The sequence below is a fragment of the Streptomyces longispororuber genome (assembly GCF_024448165.1).
Classification (GTDB): Bacteria; Actinomycetota; Actinomycetes; order Streptomycetales; family Streptomycetaceae; genus Streptomyces; species Streptomyces longispororuber_A.
In genome coordinates, this window is record NZ_JAMOLN010000119.1 from 1 (window position 1) to 16,124 (window position 16,124).

A 16,124-nucleotide genomic window follows, 5' to 3' on the forward strand; every position below is an offset into this window, starting at 1 on the left:
ACGGTTGAGGTGGTGGCGGGTGGTCGACGGCATCCGGGGCTCCTCTCCTTCGCGTCAGTCGGTGGTCGTCGCGGTGTCGCCGACCGGGGCCTGGCCGAGCGCGCTGAGCTTCCAGCGGCCGTCGGTGCGGGTGAGTTCGCCGAGCATGCGGCTGTCCTTGTCGGTGGGCTTCTGACCGGAGGCGCGCACGGTGATGCGCAGGGCGACCATGACGCGGGCGCGGCCCGCGCGTTCGTCGAGCTCGGTGACGGCGCCGGAGAGCACCTTGGCGGTGCTGACCGTCTTGGCGCCGCGCACCTGCTCCTCGAACTGGGCCCGGCCCTGGACGAGTTGGGAGTGCAGGTCGCCGGTGGTGGACGCCTCCCACAGGTCGAGGCCGCGGCCGACGCTCCGATGGTCGAGGGTGTTGAGGTTCTGCACGGCCTGCTCGCCGGCCTCCAGGGCGTCGTCGCGGGCGGCGGCGTATCCGGCGGTGTCGTCGTGCGCGGCGCCGTACCAGGACCAGCCCGCCCAGGCGGCGACGCCGCCCGCGACGAGGGCGAGGGCGAGCGCGGCGACGAGCAGCGCCTTGCCGAACCGGTCCATGGAGCGCCCTTCTTCTCGGGTCATGGGTGGGTCACCTGGCCTTGATGTCGACGATCCGCCACACGTCGCCGCGCAGTTCGGCCGTGACGGACAGCTGGGCGGCGGACGTGGTGGGCTTCTTCTTGCCGCGCCGCGCGGTCTGGTCGAGGAAGACGAGCAGGTGCGCGGTGTCGCCGCGCAGGCTGACGGTGCCGATCCGGACGGCCTGCGTGGTGAGGGTCAGCCGCTGCTTGCCGACGTCCGCCCTGACCTGGGCGAAGAGCCGCTCGTACTGCTCGGCCGCCCGCCCCGACAGGACCTCCCGCGCCGACCGTTCGGTGGCGTCGGTGCCGCCGGGCGCGTACGAGAACACCTTCCCGAGCGCACTGCTCACGTCACCGTTGAGCCGGTTGGTCGCCTCGGCGTCGGTGAGCGCGTGGTTGCCCACGGCGGGCGCGGTCCGCAACGCGTGCGCCTGGTAGAGGAGTACGCCTCCGGTGAGGGCGAGGACGAGGGCTGCTGCGCAGAGGGCGATGAGGGTACGGAACGGGTGCCGCACGCCCCCGTCGGGTTCGGCCCCGTCGGGTTCGGCCCCGTCGAGATCGGCCCCGTCGAGATCGGCCCCGTCGAGATCGGTTCCGTCGGGATCGGTTCCGTCGGGATCGGTTCCGTCGGGATCGGTTCCGTCGGGATCGGCTTCATCCAGGACGGCCCTGTCCGGGTCAACTCTGTCTAGGTCGGCTCCGTTCGGGGCAGCTCCATCCAGGTCGGCCCTGTCCGGGTCGGCCCTGTCCGGGTCGGCCCTGTCCGGGTCGGCCCTGTCCGGGTCGGCCCTGTCCGGGTCGGCCCTGTCCGGGTCGACTCCTTCTGGGTCGACTCCTTCTGGGTCGACTCCTTCTGGGTCGACTCCGTCCAGGGCGGTCCTGCCCAGGGCGACTCCGTCCGGATCGGCCCTGTCCGGGTCGACTCCGCCTGGGTCGCCTCCGTCCCGGTCGGCCCCGCCCAGGTCGACCCCGTCCAGTCCTACGTCGTCGACCCGGACCACCGGCCCGATCCCCTCTCCGGCGGCCTCGGCCGCCGCGGCCTGCGCGGCCTCGTACTCCTCGGCCGCCTCGATACCGGACGCCTCCACCTCGGACGTCCCGCTGCCGGAGGCCCCGGTACCGAGCACCCCGGCCTCCGTCGCTTCGGCGCCGGACGGTTCGATCCCGGACGCCTCAGCCCCGGTCGCCCCGGCCCCGGGCACCCCGGCCCCGGACTCCGCCACCCGCGCCCCCGGCGCCTCCCGTACGCGCTGCTCCGTCATCCCGTCACCCCCGTCACCGGCACCGCGCTCAGCGACTTCACCTTCCACGTGCCGTCGGCCGTGCGGGCGAGGGTCGCCTCCAGGCGTTTGCGGTCGGAGGTGGCGGAACCGGTGCCCTTCGGGGTGGTGTCCACGCGGACCGTCGCGATCAGTTTCGCCGTGCCCGCGCGGTCGTCGAGCGCGGTGACCGCCGCGTCGGTGACGACCCCGCGCGAGGACGCCCCGGCGGCCGGTGCCACCCGGCCGAGCTGGGTGCGCAAGGGGCCCGTGGTGACCGTCCGCCAGCGGGTGACGCCGGTCCTGGCCCGGTCCTTCGTCGACGCGTCCAGGGTGGACAGGGCCGCGACGGCCGACCGTCCGTCGTCGAGCGCGGCGTCCCGCGCCCGGCCGTACCCGAGGTCGTCGTCGCCCCGCGCCTGCGCGTACGACCAGGTTCCGACCCCGCACAGCACGGCCGCCGCGGCGAGTCCCACCCCCGCGAGGACCCGCCCACGGCGACCGGCCGCGCGGGGGGTCATGAGGCGCCCCCGCCGGAGAGGCCGAGCAGCCCGGCCATGCCCGACGACGGCGTGGCCGCGGTGTCGTCGAGGGCGGGCAGCGACAGCGCGCCCGGCCTGGCGGGCTTCGGTACGGCCCCGCCGCGCGGCGCGTTCGCCGAGCCGCGCACGTTGATCCCGCTCGACGGCGACGCCGTGCAGCGTGCGCCGGTGTTGAGGGCGGGAGCGGCGCTCAGGTCGGTGCCGAGGCGGTGGGGCGTGCCCGCATAGCCGGCCGTGCAGGGCAGGGGTTTGAAGAAGGTGACCGCCATGCCGATGTTGACCTTCTTTCCGTCGACGGCCGAGGCGCCCGCCGCGACGGCCTGCGGGAGCTTCACGAGGAGCTCCTCGGTGCCGCGCTGCCGGGTGACGGCGACCTCTGAGGTGGTGAGGAGGTTGGCGAGGACGACGCCGACCTCGGGGTCCAGGTCCCGCAGCAGCCCGCTGAGCTGGGTCGCCGCCTCGGGAGCCGCCATGATCAGCTCGCGCAGGTCGGCGTCGGAGCCCTTCAGGGTGGCCGCGAGGTCCTTCGCGCCGGACGCGAAGTCCCGGATGGCCTGGCCCTCTTCGGCCTGGGTGCGGAGCACGATCGCCCCGTCGGCCATGAGCTTCGTGGTGTGCGGCAGCGCCCGGTCGGCGGCCGCGACGAACTGCGAGCCGTTGTCCATGAGGAGCTGGAGGTCCTGGCCACGCCCTTCGAAGGCCTTGCCGAACTCGTCGACGACGGTGCGCAGCGAGTCCAGCGGTACGGACGTGGTGAGGTCGTCGACGCTCGCGAGGACGTCGGTGACGGGCCGCGGCACGCTCGTCGCCGACGGGTCGATGCGGGAGCCGTCCGCGAGGTAGGGGCCGCCGGTGCGGTCGGGGCGCAGGTCGATGTACTGCTCGCCGACGGCCGACAGGCTCGCCACGACAGCCTTGGCGTCGTCCGGTATGTGCGGCGCCGACCGCTCGATGCGCAGCTCGGCCTCGACGCCGTCCGGGGTCAGCCCGATCGGTCCGACCCGGCCCACGGACACGCCCCGGTAGGTGACGTCGGAGTGGGTGAACAGGCCGCCGGTGCGCGGGAGTTCGACCTTGACCGTGTAGTAGTCGGAGGCGCCGACGTAGCGGCCGAGGTCGGCGTACCGGATGCCGAGGAAGGCGAGGACGACGACGGCGATGACGAGGAACGCGAGGTTCTTGAGGCGGACGGCGAGGGTGATCATCGGCTGCCTCCGCTCGATGACACGGCGGGCAGCGGCAGCGGCGATGACGACGTCGGGTTCTGGTTCTGCGTCTGGTTCTGCTTCTGGGCCGTGGCCGTCACCGTCGGGGTCGGTGACGGGGACGGGGACACGGACGTCAGCGGTGGGATCAGCTGGGTGCCGGGCACCGCCGCGAGGTCCAGGTAGGCGTTGAGGTAGTCGCCCTTGATGCCGCGCAGCACCTCGTCCGTGAACGGGTAGGTGAGCAGCACCTGCAGCGAGTCGGGCAGGTCGGCGCCGGAGTCGGCGAGAGCCTTGAGGGTGGGTGCGATGGCCTTGAGGTCGGCGACCATGTCGGCCTTGCCGGTGTCGATGGTCTCGACGGCGACGCCCTTGAGCCGGTCGAGGGAGCGCAGCATCGTCATCAGTGAACCCCGTTGTTTCTCCAGGGTCTTGAGGCCGGGCGACAGATCGGTGAGCACGGTCCCCACGTCCTTCTTGCGGTGCGCGAGCGTCGACGAGAGCCGGTTGACGCCGTCGAGGGCGGCGGTGATGTCGCCGCGGTGGTCGTCGAGGTTCGTGACGAGGGTGTTGACGCGGCGCAGCGTGGAGCGCACTTCGGTCTCCCGGCCGCCGACCGCCTTGTTGAGTTCGACGGTGATGGTCTTGAGCTGGTTGACGCCGCCGCCGTTGAGCAGCAGGGACAGCGCGCCGAAGACCTCTTCCACCTCGGTGTTGCGGCCGGTGCGGGAGAGCGGGATGCGGGCGCCGGCGTGCAGGGTGCCGGTGCCCTTGTCGGGCGCGACGAGCTGCACGTACTTCTCGCCGAGCAGGCTGGACTGTTCCAGCCGGGCGCCGGTGCCGGCCGGCAGTCTGACGTCCCCGTTGAGCCGCATGGTGACGCGGGCGGCCCAGCTGTCGCCGCCGGCCAGCCGGATGTCGGTCACGCGCCCGACGGCGACGTCGTTCACCTTGACCGCGGACTGCGGGACGAGGCTGAGGACGTCCTTCATGTCGGCGGTGACGGTGTAGGGGTGCGGGCCGAGGTCGGCGCCGCCGGGGAGCGGAAGGTCCTCGATGCCGCCGAACGACGGGGTCGGCACCGTGAACACGCCGAGGGTGAGGCAGAAGGCCACCGTGATGGCGAGGGCGCCGCCGATGGCTCCGCCGGTGCGGGCCCTCATCGCTGGGTCCCCGTCGCCGGGAGCGGCAGCAGGGGTCCGCCCATGCTCAGCTCGTTGAGGTCGGCGCGGCCGTCCAGGGTGCGGGTCCTCGGGTCGTACGCGTTGACGACGTTGCCCGCGGCGAGCGGGGCGACGTCCAACGCCTCGGCCAGTGAAGCCCGTTGGGTCACCAGGGTCTGGGTGATCGGGACGAGCCGGTCGACGTTCTTCTTCAGTTCGCCGCGGTTGTCCTTGATGAACTTCTTGACCTGGCCGAGCGCCGTGCCGAGTTCGCGCAGGGCGCCCGCGAGGTCGTCCCGGTTGTCGGCGAAGAAGCTGGTGACGTCGTCGAGGTTCTCCTGTGCGGTGCGCACCCCGCCGTCCTTCTCCTTCAGCATCGTCGTGAACGTCTGGAGCTGGCTCAGCGTGGTGAACAGGTCGTCGCTGCTGCCGTTGAGCGTCTTCGCGGCCTTGCCGAACTGCTCGATGCTGTCGCCCATCGCGGTCCCGTTGCCCCTGAGGTTCTTCGCGCCGGTGTCGAGCAGCCCGGACAGGGCGCCCTCGGCGTTGGCGCCGCCGGGGCCGAGCGCCTTGCTGAGTTCGGTGACGCTGTCGTAGAGCTGGTCGATCTCGACGGGGGTGCGGTTGCGGGACGCGGGCAGTTTCGCCCCGTCGCGCAGTGCGGGTCCCGACGTGTAGGCGGGGGTGAGCTGGACGTACCGGTCGGCGACGACGCTGGGGGCGACGGCGACGGCCCGCGCGCCCACCGGCACCTTCACCCCGTCGTCGACGTCGAGCGTCACCCGTACCCGGGTGCCCTCGGGCTCGACCGCTCCGACCGTGCCCACCCGCACACCGAGGATCCGCAGGTCGGATCCGGCGTAGATGCCGACGGCCCGGTCGAAGTAGGCGGTGATGCGGGTGCCGCCGGGGGTGGCGGCCCGGACGCCGACGATGCCCGCGGCGATCAGGACGGCGAGCGCGAGCCCGCCGACGAGGAGTTTTCTGCGCACGGTCATCCCCGGTCACCGGCCTTCACGTCGTACCTGCCGTTCTTCGGCGGCATGCAGGAGGTCTTGGGCAGCGACGTGGCGGGCAGGTAGGTGCGCGGCACGACGCCGCACAGATAGCTGTCGAACCAGCGGCCGTTGCCGAGGGTGTTGCCGACGAGCCGGTAGTAGGGGCCGACGAGGGCGAGGGTCCGGTCGAGCTTGCCCTGGTTCTTCTCCAGGACGTCGGTGACCCGGCCGAGGGCCTTGAGGGTCGGGTCGAGCTGTTTCTCGTTGTCGTCGACGAGCCCACCGAGCTCGCGGCCGAGCGCCTGGCTGCCGCTGAGCAGCGCCTTGATGGCGGCGCGCCGCTTCTTCAGTTCGCCGAGGAGCGAGCCGCCGTCGTCGATGAGGGTCTCGAAGCTGGACTTCTTCGTCTGCAGCGTCTTCGTCAGCTTCTTGCTCCCGGCGAGGAGCTGGGCGAGCTGCGTGTCGCGCGAGGAGACGGTCTTCGACAGCGCGGACAGTCCCTTGACGGCCGCCTTCACGTCGGGCGGCGAGTCCTTGAAGGTCTCGGAGATGGTGTCGAAGCTCGCGGCGAGCTGCTGGGTGTCGATCTGGTCGATGGTGCCGCTGAGGTCCTGGAAGGCCTCGGTGACGTCGTACGGGGAGGTGGTGCGGGACAGCGGGATCCGGGTGCCGGGGTTCTGGCGGGCGCCGCCGACCGGGTCGAGGGCGACGTACTTCTCGCCGAGGAGGGTCTTGATGGCGATGGCGGCGGTCGTCCGGTCGCCGATCCAGGTGCTGTCGTCCTCGATCTCGAAGGAGACCTTCACCTTGTTCCCGTCGAGGGCGATGCCGTTGACCTCGCCGACCTTCACGCCGGCGATCCGCACCTCGTCGCCGTCGCCGAGCCCGGCGGCCTCGCTGAAGTCGGCGGTGTAGGTGGTGCCGCCGCCGATCAGCGGCAGGCCGCTCGCGTTGAACGCGGCGAGCGCGAGCAGGGCGAGCGCGACGAGGCCGACGAGTGCGACGGCGACCGGGTTGCGTTCCTGCACGGGCTTCATCCGGGGCCTGTTCACCGGCACCTCGCTTCTTCGACGGAGATTCCGGTGGGCGGCTTCGACCCGTCGCTCATGGTCACGCCGCTGACCTTCGCCTCGCAGAGGTAGAGGTTGAACCAGGATCCGTACGACGCGAGCCGCGACAGGGCGGTCAGCTTGGCGGGGGTCTTGTCGAGGAAGTTCTGGATCTGCGGGAGGCCGTCGCCGAGCGACGTGGAGAGCCGGCCCAGCTGCTGGATGTCGTCCTTGAGCGGCTTGCGGGTGTCCTTCAGGAATCCGGCGGTGACGGTCGTCAGGTCGCCCATCGCCTCGACGGCGTCACCGAGCGGTTCCCGGTCCTCGTTGAAGCCGGAGACGAGCTGCTTGAGGGTGGTGACGAGGTCGTCGAACCGGGCCTCGCGGTCGTTGATCGTGGTCAGTACGTCGGTGAGGTTGCCGATGACTTCGCCGATCACCTTGTCCTTGGCGGCGACGGTCGTGGACAGGGAGCCGACGTGCCGGATGAGGCTGTCGACGGTGCCGCCCTCGCCCTGGAGCACCTTCACGATGGAGCCCGCGAGGTCGTTGACGTCGTGCGGGGACAGGCCCTCGAAGAGCGGCTTGAAGCCGTTGAAGAGGAGGGTCAGGTCGAGGGCGGGCGTGGTGCGGCGGAGCGGGATGGTGGATCCGGCGGTGAGTTCGCCCGTCGCGTCGCCGGTGCCGCGCTCCAGGGACACGTACCGCTGGCCGACCATGTTGAGGTACTTCACGGCGGCCGTCGTGGTGCTCGGCAGCCGCCGGTCGTGCTCGACGGTGAAGGTGACCTGCGCGGTGCGCCGGTCGACGACGCGGACGTCGGTCACCTCGCCGACCTTGACGCCGGAGATCCGGACGCCGTCGCCGTCGATGAGCCCGGTGACGTCGGTGAACAGGGCCTTGTACGTGGTGGTGTCCGTGCCCACGCCGGTGTTGGCGATGCTCAGGCCGAGCACGGTGGTGGCGAGGGCGGTGACGACGACGAAGACGAGGGACTTGACCAGCGGCCCGGCCAGGGACCGCCGCTTCAGATGCGCGAACTCCCCCGTGCCTGCCTTGTCCGAGCTCACTTGAGGTTCACCTCCGCTCCCCGGTAGACGGGCCCGGCGAGCAGGCTCGACCAGTCGGGCAGGTCGTCGGGCGCGGCCTTGGCGCCCGGCGCGATGAGCTCGTTCACCAGGTCGTTCTCCTGCGGCGAGTTGGCGGGCCCGAGGTCCTGCTCGGCGGAGGCGGAGGCGGTCACGGGTGCCTTCGCGGTGGCCGCGCCGAGGTAGGGCACGGGGTAGCAGCGCGGCCCGCCGCCGGATCCGTACGCGGGGGTGTCGCGTCCGGCGACGTACCCGCCCCTGGCCGGCACGGTGGTGACGTCGACGTGCAGTCCCGGGCGGTCGGTGCCCTTGCCGAGCACCTTGTCCATGCGCGGTACGAAGTCGGCGAGGGTGCGCAGGGTGCACGGGAAGGACGGCGCGTACTCCGCGAGCAGCTGGAGCGTGGGCCGGGAGGTGGCGGAGAGCCGGATGATGTTGTCCTGGTTGGCGCGCAGGAAGGCGTCGAGGTCCTCGGCGGCGCGGGTCGTGTCGCCGTACGCGGAGGCCAGGCCGGCCTCCTTCTCGGCGATGGTTCCGCTGGTGGTGGTGAGGTCGGTGAGCGCGTCGAGGATGCCGGGCGCGGCGTCGGCGTACACGTGCGAGACCTTGACGAGTTCCTTCAGGTCCTCGTTCAGGGTCGGCAGGTTGGGGTTGAACTTCCGCAGGTGCGCGTCGAGTTGGGTGAGCGTCTCGCCGAGCTGGCTGCCCCGCCCCTCCAGAGCCTGCGAGACGGCGGACAGGGTCGCGGACAGCTTCTGCGGCTGGACGGCGGTGAGCATCGGCAGGACGTCGTCGAGGACCTGCTGCAGTTCGATGGCGTTGGCGGACCGGTCCTGCGGGATGGTCGCCCCGGCGGCCAGCGTGGTGGTGCTCGGGTCGCCGGGCGGTACGAGGGCGACGTAGCGCTCCCCGAACAGGGTGGTCGGCAGCATCTGGGCGTGCACGTCGTCGGGGATCCGGTCGAGCGCGCCGGGTTCGAGGGCGAGGGTGAGGCGGGCGCCGGTGGGGGTGGCGTCGATCTTGCGGACCTCGCCGAGGACGACGCCGCGCAGTTTCACCTCGGCGCCGAGGTGCATCTCGTTGCCGACGGTGCCGGTCTCGACGGACACGGTGTCGGAGTCGACGAAGTCCTTGTTGTAGACGGCGACGGCGAGCCACACGAGCAGTGCGGGCACGACGAGGAAGACGACTCCGGCGAGCCGTCGGCGGACGGTCTCCATGTCACCCCGCCACCTTCACGGTCGTGGTGGCGCCCCACAGGGCGAGGGAGAGGAAGAAGTCGGTGACGGAGATCAGCACGATGGCGTTGCGCACGGACCGCCCCACGGCGACCCCGACTCCCGCGGGTCCGCCGCTGGCCCGGAACCCGTAGTAGCAGTGGGCGACGATGACCATGACGCTGAAGATCAGCACCTTCAGCACGGACAGCAGCACGTCCGTCGGGGACAGGAAGAGGTCGAAGTAGTGGTCGTACGTGCCTTGCGACTGGCCGTTGAAGACGACGGTCACCAGGCGTGAGGCGAGGTAGGAGGAGAGCAGTCCGATCGCGTAGAGCGGGACGATGGCGACGACGCCGGCGATGATGCGGGTGGTGACGAGGTACGGCATGGACCGCACGCCCATCCCTTCCAGGGCGTCGACCTCCTCGTTGATGCGCATGGCGCCGAGCTGGGCGGTGAATCCGGCGCCGACGGTGGCGGAGAGCGCGAGTCCGGCGACGAGCGGGGCGATCTCCCGCGTGTTGAAGTAGGCGGAGACGAATCCGGTGAAGGCGGCGGTGCCGATCTGGTCGAGGGCGGCGTATCCCTGGAGCCCGACGACGGTGCCGGTGGCGGCCGTCATCGCGATCATCACGCCGATGGTGCCGCCGATGACGCCGAGCCCGCCGGAGCCGAAGGCGACCTCGGCGAGCAGCCGCTGCACTTCCTTCGTGTAGCGCCGCATGGTGCGCGGGATCCAGGCCAATGCCCTTATGTAGAAGATGAGTTGGTCGCCACCACGGTCGAGCCAGACGAGGGGGGAGGTCATGACGGGCTCAGCCTCCCTTCGGCGGAACGATCTGGAGGTAGATGCCGGTCATCACCATGTTCACGAAGAAGAGCAGGATGAACGTGATGACGACGGACTGGTTGACGGCGTCGCCGACGCCCTTCGGGCCGCCGCGCGGGTTGAGCCCGCGGTAGGCGGCGACGATCCCGGCGATGAACCCGAAGATCAGGGCCTTCAGCTCGCTGATGTAGAGGTCGGGCAGTTGGGCGAGCGCGGAGAAGCTCTGCAAGTAGGCGCCGGGCGTGCCGTGTTGGAGGATGACGTTGAAGAAGTAGCCGCCGAGGGTGCCGACGACGGAGACCATGCCGTTGAGCAGCAGCGCGACCGACATGGTGGCGAGCACGCGCGGCACGACGAGCCGCTGCACCGGCGAGACGCCCATGACGGTCATCGCGTCGAGCTCTTCGCGGATCTTCCGCGATCCGAGGTCGGCACAGATGGCGGAGCCGCCCGCGCCCGCGATGAGCAGCGCCACGATGAGCGGGCTGGCCTGCTGGATGACGGCGAGCACACTGGCCCCGCCGGTGAACGACTGGGCGCCCAACTGCTGTGTGAGCGAGCCCACTTGGAGGGCGATGACGGCGCCGAACGGGATGGAGACGAGGGCGGCCGGCAGGATGGTGACGCTGGCGATGAACCAGAACTGCTCGACGAACTCCCGGAACTGGAAAGGCCGCCGGAAGACGGCCCGCACCACTTCGAGGGCGAGCGCGAACAACTTCCCGGTCTGCCGCAGGGGCCCGAGCAGTGTTCCAGCCCCTCCGGCGTTCGAGGAGCGGGGTCCGGGGCGGAGCCCCGTGGCCTTCTTCCTGACGTGCCGGGCGGGCCGGCGTTCCTCCTGGAGGGTCACAGCGCGCCGCCCCTGGGCAGCACGGCGGTCGGCTCCAGAACGTCCCGCCCGTACGCGGAGCGGATCGCCGCCTGCGCCGAGGCGGGCAGCGTGTCGAGCATGCCGAGGACCCGCTCCCGCCGCCGCGCGACGGCCTTGCGCTCGCCGAGCCCCGGCGAGGGTTCCAGCTGCGGCACGAGCTCCCGCCGCACCGGCGCCGGCGCACCGCCGGAGGCCTCCGCGGCGAGCGTCGCCGCGTCCTTCTCCTCCGACATCCCGATGGGCCCCGCCTTGCTGGCGGTGAGGAACTGCGCGACGACCGGCTCCTCGCTGGTCAGGAGCACCTCCCGGGGCCCGAAGGTCACGAGGTTGCGCCGGAACAGCATGCCCATGTTGTCGGGCACGGTCGCGGCGATGTCGAGGTTGTGGGTGACGATCAGCATCGTCGCGTCGATCTGTGTGTTGAGGTCGATGAGCAGCTGGGAGATGAAGGCGGTGCGGACGGGGTCGAGCCCGGAGTCGGGTTCGTCGCAGAGGATGATCTGCGGGTCGAGGACCAGGGCCCGCGCGAGGCCGGCCCGCTTGCGCATGCCGCCGCTGATCTCGCCGGGCAGCTTGCCCTCGGCGCCCAGGAGTCCGACGACCTCGATCCGCTCCATGACGATCCGGCGGATCTCCGACTCCTTCTTCTTCGTGTGCTCGCGCAGCGGGAAGGCGATGTTGTCGAAGAGGTTCATCGAGCCGAACAGGGCGCCGTCCTGGAACATCAGGCCGAACAGCTTCCGGGCCTCCATGACGTCCCGCTCCGGGCTGCGCGCCATGTCGACGCCGTCGACCATGACCCGGCCCCGCTCGGGCTTGAGCAGGCCGATCAACGACTTGAGGAAGACGGTCTTGCCGGTGCCGGACGGCCCGAGCATGACGCTCACCTCGCCGGCGGGCAGGGTGAGGCTGACGTCCTGCCAGATCTGCTGCTTGCCAAAGGACTTGGTCAGGCCCTCGACCTTTACTTCGATTCCCATGTCACCTCCAGCAAGCGCTCGTGTCTTCATGTGCGCCGGACGCGCACGTTAAGTGTTTTGTCACTGCCGGGACAAGCGGTGCGACAGGTAATTCCGGCGGCTTGTCCGGCCTTTGTCATCGGCTGACAAACCGGCGGGAATCCTTTGTCGCCGAGTGAGCAATCGCGTGGGGGGACCGGGCGGGACCCCGCGTCTCCGGGGGGATGGATTCACAGGGTCCCGCCTTGGGGACGGCGACCCGGAAGGAGGGTTCGGGCCGAGCTTTCCCCGTTGGAACTCCAGGTCGGCGGGGGGCGCCGGCCAGGAGTCGAGCGGCCGTGGTTTCGACGTTACGGCCGAGTAACCTCGCCCGGCAATACCACTTCGCCAAAATTCGGGCGGACCTCGACCGGTCTGTCGACTTTTGGCATCGGGGTATGAATTCGGCCGGGTGTTTTGTTCGTGGGTGATGAATGGACCGGGGAGCGGGGGCGGCCGGGAGCGCGCCCGCACCCCGCGACCGGGTGCCGCCTCACTTCACTCCGGCGTGCCAGTTCTGCGACAGCATGGCCCCTTCGTTGGGCACCACCGACGCCGAGCTCGCGAACGCCGCGACGTACGTCGACGTGTTGTTCAGCACGACGTTGTTGGTGCCCGACCCGGCCGGCAGGCCCGTCTTCAGGTTCACGGCCCAGTCCAGGGCGCCGAGCAGCCCGCACCCGTTGGCCCCCGGCGCGGTGTACGTCGCGTCGCCCTGCGTGGCGCCGAGCGCGCTCAACTGGCTCATGACACCGGCCGTGTTGGGGGTCCCGTTCGGGTCGAACCGCTGCGTCTTGACCGTCGGGGCGGACGTGTTCTGCGGCCGCAGCACGATCGGGTCCTTCGCCGAGCCGATGTAGCACTTGCTGCCGAGGAGCGGGTTCTCCAGCTTGATGCGGACCGGGAGCGCGATGATCGGCTTGCCCTGCATGACGCCCGCGAGCAGCTGGAACTCCGTCGGGGTGTTGACCGATTCGACGGTGGCGTCGACCCGGTTGAGCTCGACGCTCGTGATCTTCTCGCAGAGGTCGCTGATGACCGGGATGTCCTCGTCCGGACACATCAGCCCGAGGAGCCCGCCCGGCAGTTGGGCGGTGTCCGCGATCAGCGCGCCGCCCGGGGGCGAGACCACCGTCGACGTGCCGTCGTTGTGCGTGATGACGCCGGCCTGGAGGTCGGTGCCCCCGGTCGGGACCGTGGTGTTGCCCAGCTTGATGGACCCGCTCGACGAGCTGGAGGAGATGCAGATCGCCGTGTCGACCTTGCCGTCGGCCGCGAGCATGGCCGGGGCGTCGACGGGGCAGCGGGTGAACGGCGCCCAGTTGCCGTTCAGTTCGGTGGCGGCCGATGACGGGGTCACGGACGCGAGCGTGACAAGGGCCGTGGCGGCGAACAGCACCGAAGCTTTTCTGAGGGCAGGCATGGCGGAATTCCCTTCGCAGAGGTCGAAGGTGCAGGTGGCGGGATGAGGCCTCCGGGAGGTTACTGGCGGGAAACCTCCGGCGGCAATGGGCTCGTTGACAGGAATTCCACTACCGGCGCGTTTATCGGCGGATGAGCAGAACGCCGTCCGACTTGCTCACCGGATGAGCAATTACCGGCACGGCATCCAAACTCCTCACCCGCCGACAAGAACCAACCGCCCCTTTGTGCACCCATCGACAAGAAAACTGGCGAGTTCCGCACTCTGCGAGGATTCTCGCGCTGCTCCATTGCACGCCCCGGTTACTTGCTCGTAACGTCCTTTCTCGAAGGCGACGGACAGCCGCTGCTCCCCCCGAACTCGCGGTGTCCGCAAGGAGTTTGAGCCGTAGCCCGCCCGGTCTCTGCCTGGCGGCGCATTCCATCTCGTACGCCACCATCCCTGAAGGGGTTTCTCGTGCGCAGACTTGCTCGCAACACCGCAATCGCCACCGTCGCGCTCGGCGCGGCACTCGGGCTGTCCGTCACCCAGGCGTCGGCCGGCGCACTCGCCACTTACACCGTCACACCGGGCGGCGCGTTCACCGCGGTCGCCGGTACGACGACGCTGGCGGTCCCCAGCACCACGCTGACGTGTACCTCGTCCAACGCCGCGGGCACGCTCAAGTCCGGCTCCGGCCTCGACGGCAACGGCATCGGTGACATCAGCTCCCTGACCTTCAACGGCTGCGACGTGGCCGGCATCGACTTCGCCGTCACCACCGACCCGGCCTCCCTCCCCTGGAAGATCAATGTCACGGGAATGAGCAGCTCGGACCGGGCCGACGGCACCATCACCGGCATCCGCGCGACGATCTCGGGCTTCTCCTGCGACGCCACCTTCTCCGGCAGCGTGACGGGCTGGTTCGAGAACAGCACGGACACCCTGCACGTGACGGGCGGCGGCTCCCTCGCCGCCGAGGACGACGCCAACTGCCTCGGCCTCATCAACCCTGGCGACCACGCGGAGTTCAACGGCGACTACGTCCTGAACGCCGACCAGAACATCTCCATGCAGAGCTGATCCACGGCGCATCGACCGTGGTGCACCACCCCCTGCCCGCCGCCGAGCGACCCTCGGCGGCGGGCGCGGGCGCGTTCCGGGAGGGGACGACGACATGACGGACGGGCCGACGACCGCAGGGAGAAGACAGCCGATGAGTGCCGACAGCAAGCGCACGCGCGGCGGGACCCGGCATCCGGTGCGGATCGCCTCCGTGGCGTCGGCCGCGCTCATCGCGGGACTGCTGTCCGGAGCGGGCTCGCGGGCCGACGAGCAGCCGCCCGCCGCCGCGGTACTGGACTACGCGTGCCGGCTGCCCGCTCCCGCGGCCGGGACCGCGTCTCCCGCGGACACGCCCGCCGAACCGGTGCACGCCGTGGTGAAGGTGGCCACCCAGCTGCCGGAGACCGCCGTGCCGGGCCGGCCGATCCAGGTGGGCCCGGTCCAGCTGGAGGCGGTCCTCCCCCGCGCGGCGCTCACGGATCTGCTGCCCGCCGGGACGACGGGTATCGACACCGGGGCGACGCTCGGCGTGCACGTCCGGCAGAACGAGCAGACGGCCGAGGCGACCTGGTCGCAGCTGGCCGGCCGCAGCGACCTGCCCGCCGAAGGGGCGGACCTCTCCCTGCGGGTCACCGGCGAGGTCCCGACCGTCACGGTGAGCTCCCCCGGCGACCTGGAGCTCTTCGGCGGCGACCTCACCCTGAACATCGCCCCCGCGGCGGGCGGGACCCCGGTCACCGTCACGTGTGCTCCCGCGGAGGGCGACGAACCGCTGCTGGCCCGTGCCCACGTCCCTGGCGGTGAGCCGTCCGACGGGCCCTCGGCCGGAGATTCCCCGGACGCGGGCGCGGGGCAGGGCGAGCGCGACGGTATCGACGTCGCCCCGAACGCGGCCGACACCCCCACCGGCGCCGACACCTGCCCGCCCGACATGCCCACCGGCGAACTGGACCTGAGCCAGATGCCGCCTCCGCTGCCGGGGACCGTACTGCGCGATCCGATCACGCTGCCCGGCCAGCCGGTGTGCGCGTACGCGGTCGGCTTCGGCACGGTGCGCAAGCTCGACGGGTCGATGGTCATCAACGACCCGTCGAAGACCCCCGCCCTGATGAACGTCCGCGCCAACGCCCAGACGATCACCTACAAATCGGGCCCGTACTACGCGGCCCTCAACTCGCTCGCCGAGGTGACCCTGCCCGACGCCGAATCCACCTTCCTGGGCTTCGGGTTCGCGCCCGTCACGGCGAAGGTCACCTTCGAGACGGGGAAGCTGACCATCTCCACGGGCAGCATCGGCAACCCTCCCAACAGGGAGCCCTTCGCGGTGGCGACCTTCTTCCAGTCCCTGCGCATCCACGACGTGAAGGTGAACGGCACCCCGCTGGACGTCGGCCCCGACTGCCGCACCTCCAAGCCCTACCGCGCGACCCTGCGCGCGGACTTCAGCGAGGGCGGGGGCTACAAGGACGTCCTCCACGGCGGTGTCCTGAGCGGAGTGGTGGACATCCCCGCCTTCACTGGCTGCGTCGGGAAGAGCGGTGAGAACGTCGACGCCCTCTTCACGGCCTCCATCAGCGGTCCCGGCAACCTCGTCACCATGAATCAGGCCGAGGTCTGCTCCCCGAAGGGCAAGGACTCTCCCGGCTGCCCGCCGGTCATCCCGCCGCTCCCGCCGATCGGGAAGCCCTCCGCGCCCTGAGGCGCCGCGTCCACTTCCAGCCATCCACACTCAAGTGGTGTACACCACAATCAAGTTGCTCTACTTTCACAGGAGTTCCCAAAGGTACGCACCTGACGGCCACCGCAAGGGCCATATGGGCCACACCC

Annotated in this window: 15 protein-coding genes; 2 read left to right on the plus strand and 13 right to left on the minus strand. The window is 70.8% G+C overall.

Annotated elements, in window-relative coordinates:
• Nucleotides 1–54 precede the first annotated feature (54 nt).
• The 13 genes from M4J07_RS28915 to M4J07_RS28980 form a co-directional block, all read right to left on the minus strand.
• On the minus strand, nucleotides 55–609 hold the full coding sequence (locus M4J07_RS28915) for a nuclear transport factor 2 family protein (protein ID WP_255976357.1): 555 nt from the start codon (nucleotides 607–609) through the stop codon (nucleotides 55–57).
• Nucleotides 610–616: 7 nt separating this feature from the next.
• Nucleotides 617–1,870 carry a pentapeptide repeat-containing protein gene (locus tag M4J07_RS47985; RefSeq protein WP_305128319.1) on the minus strand — a complete coding sequence of 418 codons (1,254 nt, stop codon included), beginning with the start codon at nucleotides 1,868–1,870 and terminating at the stop codon, nucleotides 617–619.
• Nucleotides 1,867–2,388 (minus strand): hypothetical protein, encoded by a 522-nt coding sequence (locus tag M4J07_RS28930; RefSeq protein WP_255976358.1) that lies wholly within the window; start codon nucleotides 2,386–2,388, stop codon nucleotides 1,867–1,869. Before M4J07_RS28930 ends, M4J07_RS47985 begins: the two co-directional genes overlap by 4 nt.
• Nucleotides 2,385–3,614, minus strand: coding sequence for an MCE family protein (locus M4J07_RS28935; protein ID WP_255976360.1), 1,230 nt, complete (start codon nucleotides 3,612–3,614; stop codon nucleotides 2,385–2,387). The genes M4J07_RS28930 and M4J07_RS28935 overlap by 4 nt, the downstream gene beginning before the upstream one ends.
• On the minus strand, nucleotides 3,611–4,777 hold the full coding sequence (locus M4J07_RS28940; RefSeq protein ID WP_255976362.1) for an MCE family protein: 1,167 nt from the start codon (nucleotides 4,775–4,777) through the stop codon (nucleotides 3,611–3,613). Before M4J07_RS28940 ends, M4J07_RS28935 begins: the two co-directional genes overlap by 4 nt.
• Nucleotides 4,774–5,775 (minus strand): MCE family protein, encoded by a 1,002-nt coding sequence (locus tag M4J07_RS28945; protein ID WP_255976364.1) that lies wholly within the window; start codon nucleotides 5,773–5,775, stop codon nucleotides 4,774–4,776. The genes M4J07_RS28940 and M4J07_RS28945 overlap by 4 nt, the downstream gene beginning before the upstream one ends.
• The gene (locus tag M4J07_RS28950; RefSeq protein WP_255976414.1) at nucleotides 5,772–6,812 is read right to left on the minus strand and encodes an MCE family protein; all 1,041 of its coding nucleotides are present in this window, start codon (nucleotides 6,810–6,812) and stop codon (nucleotides 5,772–5,774) included. The genes M4J07_RS28945 and M4J07_RS28950 overlap by 4 nt, the downstream gene beginning before the upstream one ends.
• 11 nt (nucleotides 6,813–6,823) lie before the next feature.
• Entirely contained in the window at nucleotides 6,824–7,894 is a 1,071-nt protein-coding gene (locus tag M4J07_RS28955) for an MCE family protein (RefSeq protein WP_374215098.1), read from the minus strand.
• Nucleotides 7,891–9,132, minus strand: coding sequence for an MCE family protein (locus M4J07_RS28960; RefSeq protein ID WP_255976366.1), 1,242 nt, complete (start codon nucleotides 9,130–9,132; stop codon nucleotides 7,891–7,893). Before M4J07_RS28960 ends, M4J07_RS28955 begins: the two co-directional genes overlap by 4 nt.
• A 1-nt stretch (nucleotide 9,133) precedes the next feature.
• Nucleotides 9,134–9,940 (minus strand): MlaE family ABC transporter permease, encoded by an 807-nt coding sequence (locus tag M4J07_RS28965; RefSeq protein ID WP_255976368.1) that lies wholly within the window; start codon nucleotides 9,938–9,940, stop codon nucleotides 9,134–9,136.
• 7 nt (nucleotides 9,941–9,947) lie between these two features.
• Nucleotides 9,948–10,709: an MlaE family ABC transporter permease gene (locus M4J07_RS28970; protein ID WP_255976418.1), complete on the minus strand. Its 762-nt coding sequence runs from the start codon at nucleotides 10,707–10,709 to the stop codon at nucleotides 9,948–9,950.
• A gap of 98 nt (nucleotides 10,710–10,807) precedes the next feature.
• Nucleotides 10,808–11,812, minus strand: coding sequence for an ABC transporter ATP-binding protein (locus M4J07_RS28975; RefSeq protein ID WP_255976370.1), 1,005 nt, complete (start codon nucleotides 11,810–11,812; stop codon nucleotides 10,808–10,810).
• Between the two features lie 511 nt (nucleotides 11,813–12,323).
• Complete coding sequence (locus tag M4J07_RS28980) at nucleotides 12,324–13,253, minus strand: hypothetical protein (protein ID WP_255976372.1); 930 nt, start codon at nucleotides 13,251–13,253, stop codon at nucleotides 12,324–12,326.
• Between the two features lie 456 nt (nucleotides 13,254–13,709).
• Between M4J07_RS28980 and M4J07_RS28985 the strand changes: the two genes are divergently transcribed.
• Together M4J07_RS28985 and M4J07_RS28990 are read left to right on the plus strand one after the other, a co-directional pair.
• A complete protein-coding gene (locus tag M4J07_RS28985; protein WP_255976374.1) occupies nucleotides 13,710–14,315 on the plus strand; it encodes a hypothetical protein in 606 nt (201 codons plus the stop codon).
• Between the two features lie 133 nt (nucleotides 14,316–14,448).
• Nucleotides 14,449–15,996 carry a DUF6801 domain-containing protein gene (locus M4J07_RS28990; protein WP_255976376.1) on the plus strand — a complete coding sequence of 516 codons (1,548 nt, stop codon included), beginning with the start codon at nucleotides 14,449–14,451 and terminating at the stop codon, nucleotides 15,994–15,996.
• The last annotated feature ends 128 nt before the right edge of the window (nucleotides 15,997–16,124 follow it).

Coding starts and splice junctions, on each gene's coding strand:
- M4J07_RS28945 (WP_255976364.1), bottom strand. CDS start 5,775: ATGACCGTGCGCAGAAAACTCCTCGTCGGCGGGCTCGCGCTCGCCGTC.
- M4J07_RS28940 (WP_255976362.1), bottom strand. CDS start 4,777: ATGAGGGCCCGCACCGGCGGAGCCATCGGCGGCGCCCTCGCCATCACG.
- M4J07_RS28950 (WP_255976414.1), bottom strand. CDS start 6,812: ATGAAGCCCGTGCAGGAACGCAACCCGGTCGCCGTCGCACTCGTCGGC.
- M4J07_RS28980 (WP_255976372.1), bottom strand. CDS start 13,253: ATGCCTGCCCTCAGAAAAGCTTCGGTGCTGTTCGCCGCCACGGCCCTT.
- M4J07_RS28975 (WP_255976370.1), bottom strand. CDS start 11,812: ATGGGAATCGAAGTAAAGGTCGAGGGCCTGACCAAGTCCTTTGGCAAG.
- M4J07_RS28935 (WP_255976360.1), bottom strand. CDS start 3,614: ATGATCACCCTCGCCGTCCGCCTCAAGAACCTCGCGTTCCTCGTCATC.
- M4J07_RS28965 (WP_255976368.1), bottom strand. CDS start 9,940: ATGACCTCCCCCCTCGTCTGGCTCGACCGTGGTGGCGACCAACTCATC.
- M4J07_RS28990 (WP_255976376.1), top strand. CDS start 14,449: ATGAGTGCCGACAGCAAGCGCACGCGCGGCGGGACCCGGCATCCGGTG.
- M4J07_RS28960 (WP_255976366.1), bottom strand. CDS start 9,132: ATGGAGACCGTCCGCCGACGGCTCGCCGGAGTCGTCTTCCTCGTCGTG.
- M4J07_RS47985 (WP_305128319.1), bottom strand. CDS start 1,870: ATGACGGAGCAGCGCGTACGGGAGGCGCCGGGGGCGCGGGTGGCGGAG.
- M4J07_RS28915 (WP_255976357.1), bottom strand. CDS start 609: ATGACCCGAGAAGAAGGGCGCTCCATGGACCGGTTCGGCAAGGCGCTG.
- M4J07_RS28930 (WP_255976358.1), bottom strand. CDS start 2,388: ATGACCCCCCGCGCGGCCGGTCGCCGTGGGCGGGTCCTCGCGGGGGTG.